General features: G+C 43.1%; 17 protein-coding genes. 13 read left to right on the top strand and 4 right to left on the bottom strand.

The features are described 5' to 3' along the window. Nucleotides 1-30 precede the first annotated feature (30 nt). Nucleotides 31-1,767 carry an ABC transporter ATP-binding protein gene (locus CQS04_RS11345; protein WP_100354238.1) on the bottom strand — a complete coding sequence of 579 codons (1,737 nt, stop codon included), beginning with the start codon at nt 1,765-1,767 and terminating at the stop codon, nt 31-33. Nucleotides 1,768-1,955: 188 nt separating this feature from the next. Between CQS04_RS11345 and CQS04_RS11340 the strand changes: the two genes are divergently transcribed. From CQS04_RS11340 to zupT, 8 genes are all read left to right on the top strand, one after another. Continuing rightward, the gene (locus CQS04_RS11340) at nt 1,956-2,906 is read left to right on the top strand and encodes an ABC transporter permease (RefSeq protein WP_100354445.1); all 951 of its coding nucleotides are present in this window, start codon (nt 1,956-1,958) and stop codon (nt 2,904-2,906) included. Beyond that, entirely contained in the window at nt 2,899-3,849 is a 951-nt protein-coding gene (locus CQS04_RS11335; RefSeq protein WP_100354237.1) for an iron chelate uptake ABC transporter family permease subunit, read from the top strand. The genes CQS04_RS11340 and CQS04_RS11335 overlap by 8 nt, the downstream gene beginning before the upstream one ends. After that, complete coding sequence (locus tag CQS04_RS11330; protein WP_100354236.1) at nt 3,846-4,607, top strand: iron ABC transporter ATP-binding protein; 762 nt, start codon at nt 3,846-3,848, stop codon at nt 4,605-4,607. The genes CQS04_RS11335 and CQS04_RS11330 overlap by 4 nt, the downstream gene beginning before the upstream one ends. A gap of 19 nt (nt 4,608-4,626) precedes the next feature. Beyond that, a complete protein-coding gene (locus CQS04_RS11325; RefSeq protein ID WP_174688401.1) occupies nt 4,627-5,607 on the top strand; it encodes a siderophore ABC transporter substrate-binding protein in 981 nt (326 codons plus the stop codon). A 3-nt stretch (nt 5,608-5,610) separates the two neighbouring features. Further along, the gene (locus tag CQS04_RS13895) at nt 5,611-5,925 is read left to right on the top strand and encodes an antibiotic biosynthesis monooxygenase family protein (RefSeq protein ID WP_174688400.1); all 315 of its coding nucleotides are present in this window, start codon (nt 5,611-5,613) and stop codon (nt 5,923-5,925) included. A gap of 281 nt (nt 5,926-6,206) precedes the next feature. Beyond that, a complete protein-coding gene (locus CQS04_RS11320; RefSeq protein ID WP_100354235.1) occupies nt 6,207-6,827 on the top strand; it encodes a phosphatase PAP2 family protein in 621 nt (206 codons plus the stop codon). A gap of 37 nt (nt 6,828-6,864) precedes the next feature. Then, complete coding sequence (locus CQS04_RS11315; RefSeq protein WP_100354234.1) at nt 6,865-7,518, top strand: uracil-DNA glycosylase; 654 nt, start codon at nt 6,865-6,867, stop codon at nt 7,516-7,518. Nucleotides 7,519-7,599: 81 nt separating this feature from the next. Next, a complete protein-coding gene (gene zupT, locus CQS04_RS11310; RefSeq protein WP_100354233.1) occupies nt 7,600-8,412 on the top strand; it encodes a zinc transporter ZupT in 813 nt (270 codons plus the stop codon). Between the two features lie 36 nt (nt 8,413-8,448). Here the strand turns inward: zupT and thrB are convergent, their stop codons facing one another. Further along, nucleotides 8,449-9,345 (bottom strand): homoserine kinase, encoded by an 897-nt coding sequence (gene thrB / locus CQS04_RS11305; RefSeq protein ID WP_100354232.1) that lies wholly within the window; start codon nt 9,343-9,345, stop codon nt 8,449-8,451. Next, nucleotides 9,342-10,403 (bottom strand): threonine synthase, encoded by a 1,062-nt coding sequence (thrC, locus tag CQS04_RS11300; RefSeq protein WP_100354231.1) that lies wholly within the window; start codon nt 10,401-10,403, stop codon nt 9,342-9,344. The genes thrB and thrC overlap by 4 nt, the downstream gene beginning before the upstream one ends. Nucleotides 10,404-10,572: 169 nt before the next feature. Between thrC and CQS04_RS11295 the strand changes: the two genes are divergently transcribed. From CQS04_RS11295 to CQS04_RS11285, 3 genes are all read left to right on the top strand, one after another. Beyond that, on the top strand, nt 10,573-11,814 hold the full coding sequence (locus CQS04_RS11295; RefSeq protein WP_100354230.1) for an MFS transporter: 1,242 nt from the start codon (nt 10,573-10,575) through the stop codon (nt 11,812-11,814). A gap of 85 nt (nt 11,815-11,899) precedes the next feature. Next, nucleotides 11,900-13,171 (top strand): acetyl-CoA hydrolase/transferase family protein, encoded by a 1,272-nt coding sequence (locus CQS04_RS11290; RefSeq protein ID WP_100354229.1) that lies wholly within the window; start codon nt 11,900-11,902, stop codon nt 13,169-13,171. Then, nucleotides 13,172-13,780, top strand: coding sequence for a DNA-3-methyladenine glycosylase (locus CQS04_RS11285; protein ID WP_100354228.1), 609 nt, complete (start codon nt 13,172-13,174; stop codon nt 13,778-13,780). Nucleotides 13,781-13,797: 17 nt separating this feature from the next. Here CQS04_RS11285 and CQS04_RS11280 read toward each other — a convergent pair whose 3' ends face one another. After that, a complete protein-coding gene (locus CQS04_RS11280) occupies nt 13,798-14,595 on the bottom strand; it encodes a GNAT family N-acetyltransferase (RefSeq protein WP_165775525.1) in 798 nt (265 codons plus the stop codon). A gap of 131 nt (nt 14,596-14,726) precedes the next feature. Between CQS04_RS11280 and CQS04_RS11275 the strand changes: the two genes are divergently transcribed. Together CQS04_RS11275 and CQS04_RS11270 are read left to right on the top strand one after the other, a co-directional pair. Continuing rightward, nucleotides 14,727-15,656, top strand: coding sequence for a manganese-dependent inorganic pyrophosphatase (locus CQS04_RS11275; RefSeq protein WP_100354226.1), 930 nt, complete (start codon nt 14,727-14,729; stop codon nt 15,654-15,656). 56 nt (nt 15,657-15,712) lie between these two features. Continuing rightward, on the top strand, nt 15,713-16,417 hold the full coding sequence (locus CQS04_RS11270; RefSeq protein ID WP_100354225.1) for a DsbA family oxidoreductase: 705 nt from the start codon (nt 15,713-15,715) through the stop codon (nt 16,415-16,417).

Here is a 16,417-nt window from a genome sequence, read left to right as displayed (position 1 = left end):
GCGGCCACACTATGTGGTCGCGATTTTATTTTACTTTGTAATCCCCAGCTTGGACTCGCGGTATTGACTGTTGTGAAGTGTGGCAAATACGCCGCCATAGGCTACTAGTTCATCATAAGTGCCTTGCTCTTCAATACCATTCTCAGTTACCACCACTACGCGATCGGCATCACGAATCGTTGCAAGTCGGTGTGCGATGATGAGCGTCGTCCGGTTTTCCGCTAGTTCAGCTAGCGAAGTTTGAATGATTTGCTCTGTTGCGGTATCTAAGGCTGAAGTCGCTTCATCCAAGATTAAAATCGGAGGATTTTTTAGGAACATCCGAGCAATTGCTAAGCGTTGCTTTTGACCTCCGGATAATTTCAATCCACGTTCCCCGATTTGCGTCTCATAGCCGTCTTGAAGACTTGAAACAAATTCCTCAAGATGTGCTTTCTTAGCAGCCGCCATGATTTCCTCATCAGTTGCTGCCAAATTTCCATAAGCAATATTCTCGCGAATCGTTCCTGTGAACAAGAATACATCCTGTTGCACGATTCCAATTTGGTGACGTAAGGATTCTGTCGTCATATCTCGAATCGGAATCCCGTCGATTGAAATCTCGCCTTCATTTACGTCATAGAAACGTGGAATCAAGGAACAGATAGTCGTCTTTCCAGCACCAGATGGTCCTACAAAGGCTACAGTTTCACCAGCAGGAATTGAAAGGTTGATGTTCTCCAGCACCGATTTGTGATCGTCATAGCGGAATGAAACTTCGGTAAATTCGATATCTCCTTTTAACGCAGGAGCTGGCTTTGCATGCGGGAGGTTTTGCACTTCTGGCTCTTGTTCAATCAATTCCATGAAGCGTTTAAATCCAGCCATTCCTTTTGGATACAGCTCTAGCAAAGCGGTGATTTTGTCCACAGGCTTGATGAGCACGTTCACGAACAATACAAAGCTCACAAATTCTCCGTAAGATAAATCTCCGTTCAATGTATACCAAGAACCCACCACAAGAACGACAAGAGTTACAAAACGAGTCATCATAAAGATGCTTGAATGCGTGCCTGCCATGACTTTATAGGCACGGAGCTTTGCTAAACGAAACTCTCCGTTATCCTTTTGGAATCGGTTCATTTCAAACTGTTCATTTGTAAACGATTGAACGACTCGGACGCCTGATACACTGTCTTCGACGCGAGCATTGACGTCTGCAATCTTGCCATACATGCGCTTCCAAGCTTTGTTCATTTGAATGTTTCCATAGGTAGCCACGATGGAAAGGAAGGGAACCATGACAATTGCAATGATAGCGAGTTCCGGATGAATGTTGAACATGATCAAGAAGGCTCCGATCAATGTCATCACTGCGATAAAAATATCTTCAGGACCATGGTGGGCTAGTTCTCCCAAGTCGAACAAGTCATTGGTGATACGGCTCATGATATGTCCTGTTTTTGTATTGTCAAAGAAACGGAAGGACTGCTTTTGTACATGGTTAAACAATTCCCGCCGCATGTCCGTCTCGATGTTGATGCCGAGTTTGTGGCCCAAATAGTTGACGACAAATTGCATAACTGTACTCAACATATAGACCAGTAGAAGCAGGATACTCGTTTGGATGATCAAGGACCAATTTCCTTCTGGGAGGAGGTCATCAATATACCACTGGACCGCCACTGGAAAGGCTAATTCCAGTAGTGCGACAAAGACAGCACTTGAAAAATCAATGATAAAAAGCCTTTTGTGAGGCTTGTAGTAACTAAAGAATTTACGTAGCATCTAGGAATCTCCTTTCCTCAATACTATTTAGTATAGCGAAGTAAACGAAAATGTCGATGAAAATTTAATTGAGAATGATTTTCATTTTTATCTTGACACTGCCATAAGACGTAATGCTATACTACTATCGTATCATTGATAATGATTATCAATGGATGCAAATGAGAATGAGATTGGGGAAGCATATGCTGAAAATCCGTTACATGATCCTACTGACTTTAGGATTAGCTATCCTATCGCTCTTCATTGGCGTGAGTCACATCACACCAATGGACTTGCTCGACGTGAAGTCAGAAGAGACGCAAATTTTCTTAATTAGTCGTGTTCCACGACTTGTCGCCATCTTGCTAGCAGGTGCCGGTATGAGTATTGCGGGGTTAATCATGCAACAACTCAGTCGAAACAAGTTTGTATCTCCAACAACAGCAGGCACGCTTGACGCAACGCGTTTAGGAATTTTGGTATCGATGCTGCTCTTTACGAATGCATCCATGGTCGAGAAAATGGTGGTCGCATTTTTATTTGCACTAGCAGGAACGTTTTTGTTCATGCAGCTTCTGGATCGGATCAAGTTCAAAGACGCTATTTTTATTCCACTCATTGGAATGATGTTTGGAAATATCTTATCGTCGATTACGACGTTCTTTGCATATAAGGCAGACGTCATTCAGAACATGTCTGCTTGGCTTCAAGGCGATTTTTCTTTAATGATGAAAGGGCGCTATGAATTGTTGTACATAAGTATTCCCGTATTATTGCTTGCTTATCTGTACGCAAACAAATTTACAGTGGCGGGAATGGGGGAGGATTTTTCAAAGAACTTAGGCATGTCCTACAAACGAGTGGTCAATCTTGGCTTGGTGTTGGTTGCTTTGATCACAGCAACTGTCGTGTTGACCGTCGGCATGATTCCTTTCCTGGGGTTGATCATACCGAACATCGTTTCTTTGTTTAACGGAGACCACCTCCGCAAAACATTGCCACAAACCGCGCTGCTAGGAGCGAGCTTCTTACTCTTTGCGGATGTATTAGGCCGTGTAATCATTTTCCCATATGAGATCTCTATCAGTCTGATGGTCGGCGTGTTAGGAAGCGGTATCTTCCTTTATCTGTTATGGAGGGGGAAACGTCATGCGTAACCGAACAAAATTGGTACTGATGACAGCAATCAGTGGCCTCTTCATTGCGCTGTATCTGTTTTATGACTTAAATGGTAGTTTCAGTTATGCGTTGCCGAGACGTGGAGTAAAAGTAGTAGCCATGCTGATTACGGGAGCCGCAATTGCCTATGCAACCGTAGTATTTCAAACGATTACGCATAACCGCATTTTGACACCAAGTATTATGGGGCTGGATTCGTTATACCAACTACTGCAAACTGCTCTGATTTTTATGTTAGGTAGCACGCATATTGCTCTTATCAATAAACAAGTCAATTTCTTTCTATCGACCGCATTGATGATTGGATTTGCTCTTTTGCTTTATCAGCTCCTGTTTCGAAAAGGGAATCAACCGATTTACTTCTTACTGTTAGTTGGCATTGTAATTGGAACATTTTTCGGTAGTATCTCTACATTTATGCAAGTACTGATCGATCCTAACGAGTTTTTACGAGTTCAAGACCGCATGTTTGCAAGTTTTAACAATGTCGGTACGGACCTTGTATGGATTGCTCTTATACTTACCGCTCTAGTCTTGATCTGGAGTTGGCGGTCACATCCCTACTTAGATGTAGTCGGCCTTGGAAGAGATACGGCCATTAATTTAGGCGTTCCCTACGATGGTCTAGTACGGAAGATGCTTATTGTTTCTGCAGTTTTAATCGCCATTTCGACTGCATTAGTAGGACCAATCACATTCTTTGGCTTAATTGTTGCAAATCTCTCGTATCAATTTATGAAGTCCTATAAGCATAACGTGCTCGTAATTTCCGCTATGTTAATGAGTTTCGTGGCTTTAGTTGGCGGTCAGTTTCTAGTAGAGCGAGTCTTTCAATTTTCCACGACACTGAGTGTCATCATTAACTTTATCGGTGGCATCTACTTTATCTACTTACTACTAAAGGAGAGTCGGTCGAAATGATCCAAGTAAAAGCTCTGACTAAATTTTATGGCAAAAAGCAAGTCGTGAAAGAAGTGTACACAACTATCCAGCGTGGCAAAATTACTTCTTTTATCGGTCCAAACGGAGCAGGAAAATCAACTCTTCTATCAATGGTCAGTAAGTTAATGGATGCAGATTCTGGTGAAGTGCTTGTTGATGCAACTTCCGTGAAGAAAATGAAATCCAATGACTTTGCTAAAAAGGTCTCTATTTTAAAGCAGTCTAATTTTATGAACGTCCGGTTGACTGTGAGAGAGCTCGTCAGCTTTGGCCGATTTCCTTACTCTAAGGGGAGATTGACAGCAGAAGATGAGACATTTGTAGACCAAGCGATTGAATATATGGGGCTTCAGGAGCTGGAAGATGACTATTTAGACGAACTTTCAGGTGGTCAGCGTCAGCGAGCATTTATCGCAATGGTCATTGCGCAGGACACCGAATACATCTTACTGGATGAGCCGCTCAACAATTTAGATATGAAGCATTCGGTTCAAATCATGAAAATACTCCGCAGGCTTGTCAATGAACTTGGAAAAACAGTTGTGATTGTGCTTCATGATATTAATTTTGCTTCTGTGTACTCTGATTACATAGTTGCTATGAAAAATGGAGAGGTCGTTCGTGAAGGGCCGACCGAACTGATTATAGAATCCTCTGCATTAAAAGAAATATACGATATGGATATTCCTATCCAGCAAATGGATAATTGTCGAATCTGTGTGTACTTTAACTCATAATCTAAAGGAGAGAACTAAAATGAAAAAATGGATAGCAGCTTTACTAACAGTGCTAGTTATTACATTGTTAGTAGCATGTGGTGACAAGGAACAATTAGCAAATGAAGCAGAGGCAGAAGCAACAGAAACAAAAGAAACATCTACAGGAAGCTCGGCGGAAACTGCATTCCCTATGACACTTAATCATGAACTAGGTGAAACAGTTCTTGAAGAAAAACCTGAAACAGTTGTAGTTTTTGATTTCGGCATCTTGGACGCTTTAAGTAAATTGGATGTTGAAGTTGCTGGAGTTCCACAAGCTGCGATTCCTCCTTACTTAGAAGAATATGCAGGGTCTGAGTATACAAATGTAGGCTCACTAAAAGAACCTGATTTTGAAGCTATCCATGCTATGCAACCTGATTTAATTATTATTTCTGCTCGACAAGCGGATCTGTATCCTGAATTTGAAGAAATTGCTCCGACGGTCTACATGGGTCTGGATACATTAGATTACATGAATTCATTTGAGACGAATATGACATTACTTGGTGAATTATTTGGGAAAGAACAAGAGATGGCAACAGAACTTCAAGCAGTAAAAGAAGAAGTAGCTACTATCGCGAAAGACTTGGAGTCTGTTGAAGGCAAAACTTCATTTGTTATGGTGAATGAAGGAAAAGTAAGTGCGTTTGGTCCTGGGTCACGTTTTGGAACAGTTTTTGATGTATTTGGGTACAATGCAGCAGATGAGAATTTAGAAGTTTCCACTCATGGACAAAGTGTATCATTCGAGTATTTAGCTGAAACAAACCCCGACATTCTATTTGTTCTGGATCGTAGCATGGCATTCGAAGAAGGTGCTTATGCAAATACAGATTTTGAGAATGAACTTGTTCAAAAAACGAATGCTTATAAGAATGGGAAAATAATTTATGTAGATCCTTCTGCATGGTATCTAGCTGGTGGCGGTTTGGATTCCATGCGCATCATGATTGAAGATATGAAGAAGGGGATGTAAGAGATGTTTTATCAAATAAAACAGCTTACTGTTAAAGAAGGCACTAGTGATCTTGTAGTAGAGCGTTTTAGTGGAACTGGTCTGATTGACCAACAGCCCGGCTTTCTATCTAAAGAAGTCTTAGTGAAAAAAGTCCGCAGAGGAGAAGAAACGGTGCTTGTGTTGATTAAGTGGAAAAGCGAAGAAGACTGGAAGAATTGGGAGAAGAGCCCGGAACATATTGCTGGCCATAAGAAGAAAGCAAAGGAAGGAACTCCAAAGCCGGATTATATACTCGCAGGCTCTCAGGATGTGTATTATGTAAGGTCTGCCATTTAAATCAAGAGGCTGGGACATAAACCATCTAGTTTCACAATTGAAGTTAAAGATAACAGACATACAATTGTGTAGGGTGACTCCAGCGGGATTAAAAGCGGAAGCTGAGACCGAGGCTCAGCCCGCGCCCGCGGAACGCTTCCCCTACACACAATAGAACATACAAAAGGGAGTTTCTCATCACACGAGAAACTCCCTTTGCTGGTTTTTGTCCCAGCCTCTATACGTTTTAAATTGAAGAAGTATAGGGTAATAAACAAGTAGAGAAAGGGGTGGTGTAGGGTATGAAACAATGGAAATATGGTCTGGGAGTTGCGGCACTAATTTTGTTCTTCATCATGTATTATTTCTATATGAATAAAGAAGAGCTCTGGACAGACCGTACGTTTAGTGAAATCTTTGAAGGAAACATCGTCATTGGTTTCTTTAGTTTCTTTGCAGATCCTCCCACCGTTATAGTGATTTCACTAGCTCTTCTCATTTATTTGTGGCTATTTAAAAAGAATTATAGAGGCATGTTATTTGTTCTATTTGCTGTAGGTGGCGGAAGCGTACTGAACCAGCTTTTGAAAACATGGATCGAACGGGAACGACCTGAATTGGAAGGACAATTGTTATCTTTTAGCTTTCCGTCAGGACATGCAATGGCAGGAATCATCTATTTATGTACCTTAGCGTATTTTTTAACTGAATATACTTATGATAAGAAACGCCAAGCCATAATTTGGTCTGCTGCACTGTTGCTTGCACTGTTGATTGGGTTATCCCGCGTGGCAAACATTCATCACTACGGTTCAGATGTAGTGGCTGGATGGGCAATCGGATATGCTTGGTTTGCTGCAGTGATGTGGTGGTATGAAATTAGAGAACGGCAATTTAGAAAACGAAAACCCTTTTCAACGTGATTTAGTTGAGAAGGGTTTTGTTCTAGGAGGCATGGAAATGGAATTTCAAATACCAGAAGAGCTTGTAGCACTTGGGAAGCAGCGAATCGAACCCTATCCCGTTGAAGGGTTTGTTCGTGGAGGAGGCCCACTGAAGCCAAAACTCCTGCTCATTGGAGAAGCTCCGGGTGAAAATGAAGCCATCCAAGGAAAGCCTTTCGTAGGAAGGGCCGGCGTCGAGCTTGAAAAATCGTTAGATCAAATTGGTTTAACTCGAGCAGATGTCTATATGACGAGTCCTGTAAGAAGTCGCCCTTACCAGTGGAAGGAAAAGAGGTTGAGAACTGGGGAAGTCATCAACAAAAAATACAACCGTGCACCTAAGAAACCAGAAGTCATTGCTCACGCACCTATTCTTGATTATGAGATAGAGCACCTGGATCCCGTCCTAATTGTTACTTTAGGAAATGTTGGGTTGCAGAGACTGCTTGGACCTACATATAAAGTTTCTGAAATTCACGGGGAACTTCTAAATATGCCCATTTTCAAATTAGAAAACCTTGAGAGTTCAAACTTTATTCAAACTTCTCAAAGCTATACGATTATTCCTACTTTTCATCCAGCAGCAATCTTTTACAATCCAAGAATTCGAGAACAAGTTTCCTTGGACTGGAAGGCCATTGGAGAGTATCTGCAAAAAATAACGCAGTAAATTTCGCTGGACAAAAAAAGTTGCGCAAAGGAAACATTTCGCATATACTAATTAAAAATACAGAAAAGTAGGATGATTTGTATGGATGGGAATGTTCTCTTTGCCTTGGGGCTAACTGTTTTTGCCGGTCTAGCAACCGGAATCGGAAGTTTGCTTGCCTTTTTTACATCTCGAACAAATAAAAAGTTTTTATCTATGGCACTAGGGTTTTCAGCAGGAGTCATGATTTTTGTGGCATTAGTTGAAATCTTCTTTAAAGCAAAAGATGCACTTGTTGCCGAACTAGGTGATGTCAATGGGTACTGGATGACGTTAGTAGGATTCTTCGGTGGGATGTTGTTTATTGGATTAATTGATCGCCTTTTACCGTCACTTGGAAATCCACACGAAGTAAAATCGGTTGAAGCAATGGATGAAAAGCCGACATCTCATGAACATGCACGTCTCATGAAAATGGGAATGTTTACAGCGTTAGCCATTGGGATTCATAATTTTCCTGAAGGAATCGCGACGTTTATGTCTGCCATGTCGGATCCAAATCTAGGGATTGCGATAGCTATAGCAGTAGCGATTCATAATATTCCTGAGGGTATTGCCGTAGCAGTTCCTATTTACTATGCTACAGGATCACGAAAACGAGCGTTTAAATTATCGTTTCTATCAGGACTCGCTGAACCGATAGGTGCGATAGCGGCTTTCTTAATCTTAATGCCGTTCTTATCAGATTTAATGTTTGGTGTGATTTTTGCAGGGGTGGCAGGAATCATGGTGTTTATTTCACTGGATGAATTGTTGCCGGCAGCTAAAGAGTTTGATGAGACGCATTCTTCGATTTATGGTGTCGTTGCGGGCATGATGGTGATGGCAGCAAGTCTAGTATTGTTCTCTGTATAACGTATGAAGGTCCAACCACAACGGGTTGGACCTTTTTTAGATTATAGGGGACGCTGCTTGCAGACAGCGAACTCCTTCACTGCAGGTAGGAACCACATAAAATGTTAAAGCAGGAAATGCAGAAGCAAGTTCTTCATAATCAAAGCCTGGTTCTACAAGTGAAATCAATGTCGGACCTGCTCCACTGATCGCTGTGCCATAGACTCCCGCCTGTTTCGCAACCTGCCGGTATCTTGAAGCATGGTCAATTAACTCGAGGCGGTATGGCTCGTGAAACGAGTCGAGCTCCATAAGAGCTCCAACTGTTTCTTTTTTTGCGCTGTGGAGTGCAGCTACTAAAACATTGGATCTAGCACTTGCTTGAACAGCCTGTTGGCGACTATAAGAGGAGGGCAATACTTCACGGGCTGCTTCCGTCTTAAGTTCTTCATGAGGGATGGCTACTAACCAGTGCAGTAGAGATGCCTCTACCGGAACAACAAGTACTTCGGCTTCAGCCGTAGCAGTAATGACACAACCACCTAAGATGCTAGCCGCCACATTATCGGGATGTCCTTCGAGCTCACTTGCCCAGTTGATAATTTGTTGTTCAGAAAGTTGAAGCTCTGCCAGCTCATTTGCTAAGTAAATAGCAGCGACAATTGCCGCGGCACTGCTACCTAGCCCTCTAGTTAGTGGAATGTCACTAGACAGCAGCAACTGACAGGCAGGCATTTCTTTTCCGAAATGACGTGCCGTAGCGATTGCTGTCTTGATGACTAGATGATCGAGTACTTCTGATACCGCTGGCAGATTGGGACCAATGTGACCTACTTGCCATTTTGTTGACAAGGAGGCTTCAACGTTCAAGTAAAAGGGTAAAGCTACTCCAATAGAATCAAAACCCGGACCTAGATTTGCTGTACTTCCGGGAACTTGAATGCGGACTGTCATCGTTGAAGCACCTCCTGTAAATACTCGTTCAGTGCAGGAGCGGAAGAATGCATTTGTCGAGGCCGAATCACTTTGCAGTCCATGGCAGTCTGTGGATCTTTTAGGCCATTTCCAGTCAATACAGCCACTACTGTGGAGCCTGGAGCAATAGCCTGTTCTTTGACTGCTCGGAAAACACCAGCTACAGAAGCACTTGAAGCAGGTTCTACAAAGACGCCTTCTTGACTTGCGAGTGCTTGATAGGCTGTTAGCATCTCGTCATCAGACACAGCTTCAATGACACCACCTGATGCGTCACGCGCTTCAACCGCTGTTTTCCAGGAAGCAGGATTGCCAATTCGAATCGCTGTAGCAATTGTCTCGGGATGTTCAATCGGTTCGCCTTTTACAATAGCTGCCGCACCTTCAGCTTCGAAACCAAAGATTTGAGGGAGGCCACTTGAGTAGTGATCGTTGTATTCTACAAAGCCTTTCCAATAAGCTGTGATATTTCCTGCATTTCCAACAGGGATAGCCAATATGTCAGGTGCTTTTCCGAGTGCATCTACAATCTCGAAACTTGCTGTTTTTTGTCCCTCGATTCGGTAAGGGTTCACTGAATTCACCAACGTTACTGGAGATGTTTCACTGATAGCGCGTACCATTTCAAGAGCTTGATCAAAATTACCTTGGATTTGAATGACTTCGGCTCCGTACATATACGCCTGAGCCAGTTTTCCTGCAGCTACTTTTCCTTCAGGAATGACAATGATGGCTTTCATTCCTGCACGAGCTGCATAGGCAGCAGCCGCTGCCGAAGTATTCCCTGTAGAAGCACAAATGACTGCTGTACTTCCTTGTTCTTTTGCTTTTGCTACGGCCATCACCATACCGCGATCTTTAAAAGAACCCGTTGGATTGGCTCCTTCTAATTTTAAGTAAAGCTCAATGCCTAACTGTTTAGACAGATTTTCTGCATATAAAAGAGGGGTGTTCCCTTCTAATAAGGAAAGCTTTGGAGTCGCTTCTGTAATAGGGAGAAACTTTTTGTACTGTTGTAGGAGACCGGAATATGTCATAGGAACTGCCACCCTTCTGTTCTTTTAGTGAAAACAAATGTCTTTTCATAAAGGACATTCTACAGGACATCGTCTTGTATTTCAACAGGAACTTTTCATTGTCAGAACAAATAAAAAAGCGTATACTCATGTATGTTATGTACATGTGTAAAGACAGGAGTTTTGATAGATGGAAACAATATCGCAACAAAAACCAATTTCAGCGCAGCAGAAGCCGATTTCGCGAAATAAATTGTTAGGAATTGCGGGACTGGGTTGGATGTTCGATGCAATGGATGTAGGGATCCTTTCCTTTATCATTGCAGCACTTGCAATTGAATGGAGTTTGACTCCAGAACAGATGGGCTGGATTGGTAGTGTGAACTCGATAGGGATGGCTGTTGGAGCCGTGTTCTTTGGACTGATCGCAGACAAAATTGGCCGTAAAAATGTCTTCATGATCACACTTTTGCTATTTACTCTTGCATCTGGTGCATCTGCATTAGCAGGTGGATTGGCCGTATTTATGATCCTACGATTTTTGGTAGGCATGGGTCTTGGGGGAGAACTACCGGTAGCTTCAACATTAGTAGCAGAATCAGTTCCAGCAGAAGAGCGTGGAAAAGTAGTCGTGTTACTTGAAAGTTTTTGGGCAGTCGGTTGGATTTTGGCCGCACTGATTGCTTACTTTGTCATTCCTGAATATGGATGGCGCTGGGCCCTCGCATTGACAGCTTTACCTGCTTTTTATGCGATTTATTTACGAATCAAGCTACCGGATTCTCCTCGCTATGAAAATGTGGAGAATGTGAAACGAAGCGTTTTACAAAACGTTAAAGACCTCTGGGCACCGGTTTACCGGAAGCGCACGCTGATGCTATGGATTTTATGGTTTACTGTTGTGTTCTCATACTACGGGATGTTTTTATGGTTGCCTTCTGTGATGGTTCTCAAAGGGTTTACGCTGATTAAAACGTTCCAATATGTGTTGATCATGACACTTGCTCAGTTACCTGGCTATTTTTCAGCGGCTTGGTTAATTGAGCGAATGGGAAGAAAATTTGTCTTAATCACGTATTTGCTAGGTACCGCTGCTAGTGCTGCTGTATTTGGTTCGGCAGAGACGCTTACTATGTTGATGATCTCTGGTATGCTTCTTTCGTTCTTTAATCTTGGGGCATGGGGAGCATTATATGCTTATTCACCAGAACAATATCCTACTGTCATTCGAGCAACAGGCTCCGGAATGGCAGCGGGTGTAGGCCGCATTGGTGGGATTCTCGGACCTCTTCTAGTCGGCTCGCTCGTTGCTGCAGGAGAAGGGATCGGCCTGATCTTTGGTATTTTCTGTGTAGCTATTGTAATTGGTGTTTTGGCAGTCGCTTTCTTAGGAACAGAAACGAAACAACAGGAACTGAAAGATACACTGTAGTCACTGCTTCGGCAGTGGCTTTCTTTTTTTTCATTGGCGTTTCGTTTACACTAAGTCTAGTGAAACTTGTGAAGGACGTGGAAAGATGACAAAAGAATTATCAGCACAGCAAATTATTGACTTGATTCCAAACCAGGCAGATATCGTGTTTCCTCTGACAAATGGGGAGCCTAATCGCTTGCTCGACATCCTGGAAGCACATCAAGAGAAACTCTCAGAAGTGAAGATTCATCAACTTCTGCCTTTGAAAAAACGATCTTACATGGCGAATGAATCAACTGCTCATTTAAAACATATGAGTTATTTTTTGAGTGGTGCGAACCGTGCGGAGTTTCATCAAGGAATGACAGACCTGATGCCAAACAATTTCCATGAAGTGACGCGCATCTTGCGGAAAGTCAGCCGCAACATGATGGTCATGGCGGTCGTCTCGCCACTAGATGAATTTGGCTACTTTTCACTGGGAACACAAGCGGACATCGTCAGTGAGTTTATAGGAAAAGTGCCTTTCATTGTTGAGGTCAACGAACATATGCCTCGTACATTTGGTCAAAATCAGATTCACATTAGTCAAGTTGAGGGCTATGTAGTGAATCATCAGCCACTTGTCAGTGATGAACCAGCACCGATTTCTGAAATGGATATGAAGATTGCCTCATTTGTAGCAGAGCGCATCCAAGATGGAGATACGCTTCAAATAGGTATCGGAGGCATTCCTAATGCGGTTGTGAGTCAGTTGAAGACACATCGTCACTTAGGAATTCACACCGAGATGTTTGTAGACGGAATTATTGATCTTGTTGAAGCAGGCGCTGTAGACGGAACGCGCAAATTCACGAACCAAGGAAAGATGATTGCCACGTTTGCTCATGGGTCTCAGCGTCTTTATGACTTCATTAACGGGAATCCGGCACTTGAGTTTCTGCCTGTAAGTACCGTCAACGATCCGCGTGAAATTGGAAAAGAAGAGAACATGATCTCTATTAATGCGACGACTGAAGTGGATTTGTTCGGCCAATGTGCAAGTGAAACGGTTGCTGGGAGATACTACTCTTCTACCGGAGGGCAAGCCGACTTTGCAAGAGGTGTCCGTTTTTCAAAGAACGGAAAAGGCTTTATCACGATGTCCTCAACCATTAAAAATGGAGAAATGTCGCGAATTAAAGTAGCGCTTGCACCGGGGTCCGTCGTGACGACAAATAAAAATGACGTCGATCACATCGTCACTGAATATGGAGTGGCCGAAATGTTTGGGCGACCTCTTTCAGAGCGAGCGGAACAATTGATTGCCATTGCACATCCTGACTTCCGAGATGAGCTGCGCTTTGAAGCGAAGAAGCTGGGACTGATTTTATAAATGAACTGTTTATCTCCAGAATTTTATACCTTGCCTACACTCGATCTCGCGCAGGCACTACTTGGAAAACTCCTCGTCCATGAGACAGAAGAAGGGGTGATCAGCGGCTATATAGTGGAGACAGAGGCCTATATGGGGCCACTTGACCAGGCTGCACACAGTTTTGGGGGCCGCAAAACGAAGCGGACTGAGGTCATGTTTAGAGAACCTGGCCACATCTATACGTACCAGATGCATACCCACACGCTCATCAACGTGGTAGCAGAAGAAGTCGACGCCCCACATGCCATTTTGATTCGTGCACTAGAGCCGGTCGAAGGTCAGGACTTGATGAGTCGAAACCGCAACAAGTTGCCGATGAAGCAGTGGACGAATGGACCGGGAAAACTGACAAAGGCTCTTGGAATCACGATGGAACATTATGGTGCACTCTGGTATGAACCACCCTTATATATCGCCGAAGGAAGGAGCGTATACTCCATTTCTTCGGGTCCCCGAATCGGAATCGATAACAGCGGTGAAGCCGTGCACTATCCGTATCGCTTTTGGGAGACGGACAACCCATATGTTTCGAAATACCGCACACCCAAAAAGACGCTCAGCGAATAATCGCCGAACGTCTTTTTTCAATCAATCATCTTCCCCATATAAAATTCATCGACATAGTTCCCATGGATACGAAGTGCATTTTTTCGAGTGCCTTCAAGCTCAAATCCAAGCTTATTGTAGAGTTTCTGTGCAATGACATTTTCTTTGATCACGGTCAGTTCAAGTTTTTCAATCCCCACATCTTTTGCCCAGTTCTCCCCGTGGTACATAAGAGTAGATGCAATACCTTTATTCGAAAACTGCTGTTTCACTCCAATGACGATGGAGGCGCGGTGCGAAGCGCGAGGAGAAGGACCACCTATGACTACCAAATACCCTGCATACTCGCCGTTCAAAATGGCCAAGAAAAGATTTGAGTTGCGAGCGAGTTTCCATTCTTCTAAGCGCTTTCGAATTCCTTGGACCGATTGCTTCTGCTCGGACTTCCCGTAAAGCATGAAGTCGGTCTCTGAATAAATGGCTTCTTGTAGTTGAATAAAAGCGCGAGCATCTTCCGTTTCTGCTTCACGAATAATTAAGATATCTTGTTTTTCCGGTTCTACAGATGTCTCGTGTTCATGAATTGAGTTTTGAAAAATTACGTATTGGCTAAGCTCGATCTCACTAATCCCGTAGCCATTATCATTCCATGCAAAATAATGCTGTGCAGGCGGCTTGTTTTTCTTCCACCAACTCCGACTTAAGTAGGCTGCATTCGGAAGAGGTTGACCTAAAATAGCCTCCATCTGATCGAATGTCAGCTTGACGGTTTTTTGATTGGTTTTTTTAAAGAAATCATAGAGAGGGAGATACTTCGCTTCTGTAGTTCTTGCCATAGTCATCATCCTTTATTTCTGAACTCACTTTTTCTCAGTATAGCACGAGAATGCTAAGGAAAAGCACATGTCGATTTGGGAAAAAATATGCTAAACTGTAGAAGCAATACTATTACAAGGAGGCATTTGTCATGTCTAAAACAGTTGTACTTGGACACAAAAATCCCGATACTGATTCGATTACATCAGCTATCGTCTATGCATACTTAAAAAATCAAGTAGGGCACGAAGCGGAAGCGATTCGTCTTGGTGATGTCACAGAAGAAACAGCGTTTGCCCTCGAGCAGTTTAAAGTAGAGGCGCCACGTTTAGTGACAGCATTAGAACAAGCAGAACAACCGGTCATCTTAGTGGACCACAATGAGTTCCAACAAAGTATTGATGGAATCGAAGACGCGCATATCCTAGAAGTGGTCGACCATCACCGCATCGCAAACTTCGAGACAGCAGATCCACTTTATTACCGTGCAGAGCCAGTTGGTTGTACGGCTACGATTCTCTTGAAGCTTTTTAAAGAGCACGGAGTCGAAGTGCCACAAAACATGGCGGGTCTTATGCTGTCAGCTATCATTTCGGATTCACTATTATTTAAATCTCCTACATGCACGGAGCAAGATATCAAAGCTGCAAAAGAACTCGAGGCAATCGCAGGTGTCGATGCACAAGAATACGGCTTGAACATGTTGAAAGCAGGGGCCGACGTCTCTTCTAAAACAATTGAAGAGTTACTGAGTCTTGATGCGAAAGAGTTTGGCATGGGCGATTATAAAGTAGAAATCGCACAAGTCAATGTTGTCGATCCACAAGATGTGTTAAACCGCCAAGCGCTGTTAGAAGAAGCCATCTACAACCGCATTTCTGAGAAAGAATTAGACTTGTTCTTCTTCGTCGTGACAGACATCTTGAACAATGACTCTGTTGCCCTGGCTTTAGGGAAAATGGCAAACAAAGCGGAAGAAGCATTCAACGTGACATTCACAAACCACACGGCCGTTTTAAATGGGGTTGTATCACGGAAAAAGCAAGTCGTACCAGCGTTAACAGAAGCTTTATCTAACTAAGCTCAAATCTTTGATTTTTTCAAACGGACAACTTATGCTGACTAGGAGGTGATTGTATGGAAATCGCAATCTGGTCAGACTATGTTTGTCCGTTTTGTTATATCGGAAAACGCCGCTTGGAGCGAGCGTTACAAGAGACAGGCTTTGCAGGGCAAGCCACAATTCAATTGAAAAGTTATCAGTTAGATGCCGGTACACCTGAAGTTGTTACAGAATCGATTTATGAGTCTCTTGCTCGCAAGTACAATACGTCTATCGATCAGGCTAAAGCGATGACGAATAATGTTGTCGAACAAGCGAAGACAGAGGGTCTCGAGTACAACTTCGAGAATGCAAAACCTGCCAACACGGCTCGTGCACACCGCCTTGTTAAATGGGCAGACACGCAGCAGAAGGGCAATGATTTGGGTGAAGCTTTATTACATGCTTATTTCATCGATGGCAAGAACATTAATGACACAGCTATATTAGCTGAACTAGCGGCATCTGTAGGTTTAGATTCAGCGCAGGCTAAAGAAGTAGTGTCTAGCAATCAATTTTTCCCGGAAATTCAGATTGATCAAACGGAAGCAGCTCAAATCGGCATTCGAGGAGTACCATTTTTTGTACTCAACAATAAATATGCCATCTCTGGAGCGCAACCTATTGAAGTATTCAAAGAAGCGTTAGAGAAAGTGGCGCAAGAAGAAGGACTAAAACCATCTCTTCAGACAATCGGTGGCGCAGGGGCAACTTGTGAAGGCGATTCATGTGAGTGGTAA

It is taken from the genome of Chryseomicrobium excrementi (assembly GCF_002798305.1).
Classification (GTDB): domain Bacteria; phylum Bacillota; class Bacilli; order Bacillales_A; family Planococcaceae; genus Chryseomicrobium; species Chryseomicrobium excrementi.
The sequence above is the reverse complement of the archived record's forward strand: the minus strand, read 5'-3'. Positions and strand labels throughout refer to the sequence as shown.

What these genes read in the sequence shown, in the direction of transcription:
- CQS04_RS11345 (WP_100354238.1), bottom strand. Translation starts at nt 1,767, where the DNA reads ATGCTACGTAAATTCTTTAGTTACTACAAGCCTCACAAAAGGCTTTTT.
- CQS04_RS11335 (WP_100354237.1), top strand. Translation starts at nt 2,899, where the DNA reads ATGCGTAACCGAACAAAATTGGTACTGATGACAGCAATCAGTGGCCTC.
- CQS04_RS11330 (WP_100354236.1), top strand. Translation starts at nt 3,846, where the DNA reads ATGATCCAAGTAAAAGCTCTGACTAAATTTTATGGCAAAAAGCAAGTC.
- CQS04_RS11325 (WP_174688401.1), top strand. Translation starts at nt 4,627, where the DNA reads ATGAAAAAATGGATAGCAGCTTTACTAACAGTGCTAGTTATTACATTG.
- CQS04_RS13895 (WP_174688400.1), top strand. Translation starts at nt 5,611, where the DNA reads ATGTTTTATCAAATAAAACAGCTTACTGTTAAAGAAGGCACTAGTGAT.
- CQS04_RS11320 (WP_100354235.1), top strand. Translation starts at nt 6,207, where the DNA reads ATGAAACAATGGAAATATGGTCTGGGAGTTGCGGCACTAATTTTGTTC.
- CQS04_RS11315 (WP_100354234.1), top strand. Translation starts at nt 6,865, where the DNA reads ATGGAATTTCAAATACCAGAAGAGCTTGTAGCACTTGGGAAGCAGCGA.
- zupT (WP_100354233.1), top strand. Translation starts at nt 7,600, where the DNA reads ATGGATGGGAATGTTCTCTTTGCCTTGGGGCTAACTGTTTTTGCCGGT.
- thrB (WP_100354232.1), bottom strand. Translation starts at nt 9,345, where the DNA reads ATGACAGTCCGCATTCAAGTTCCCGGAAGTACAGCAAATCTAGGTCCG.
- thrC (WP_100354231.1), bottom strand. Translation starts at nt 10,403, where the DNA reads ATGACATATTCCGGTCTCCTACAACAGTACAAAAAGTTTCTCCCTATT.
- CQS04_RS11295 (WP_100354230.1), top strand. Translation starts at nt 10,573, where the DNA reads ATGGAAACAATATCGCAACAAAAACCAATTTCAGCGCAGCAGAAGCCG.
- CQS04_RS11290 (WP_100354229.1), top strand. Translation starts at nt 11,900, where the DNA reads ATGACAAAAGAATTATCAGCACAGCAAATTATTGACTTGATTCCAAAC.
- CQS04_RS11285 (WP_100354228.1), top strand. Translation starts at nt 13,172, where the DNA reads ATGAACTGTTTATCTCCAGAATTTTATACCTTGCCTACACTCGATCTC.
- CQS04_RS11280 (WP_165775525.1), bottom strand. Translation starts at nt 14,595, where the DNA reads ATGGCAAGAACTACAGAAGCGAAGTATCTCCCTCTCTATGATTTCTTT.
- CQS04_RS11275 (WP_100354226.1), top strand. Translation starts at nt 14,727, where the DNA reads ATGTCTAAAACAGTTGTACTTGGACACAAAAATCCCGATACTGATTCG.
- CQS04_RS11270 (WP_100354225.1), top strand. Translation starts at nt 15,713, where the DNA reads ATGGAAATCGCAATCTGGTCAGACTATGTTTGTCCGTTTTGTTATATC.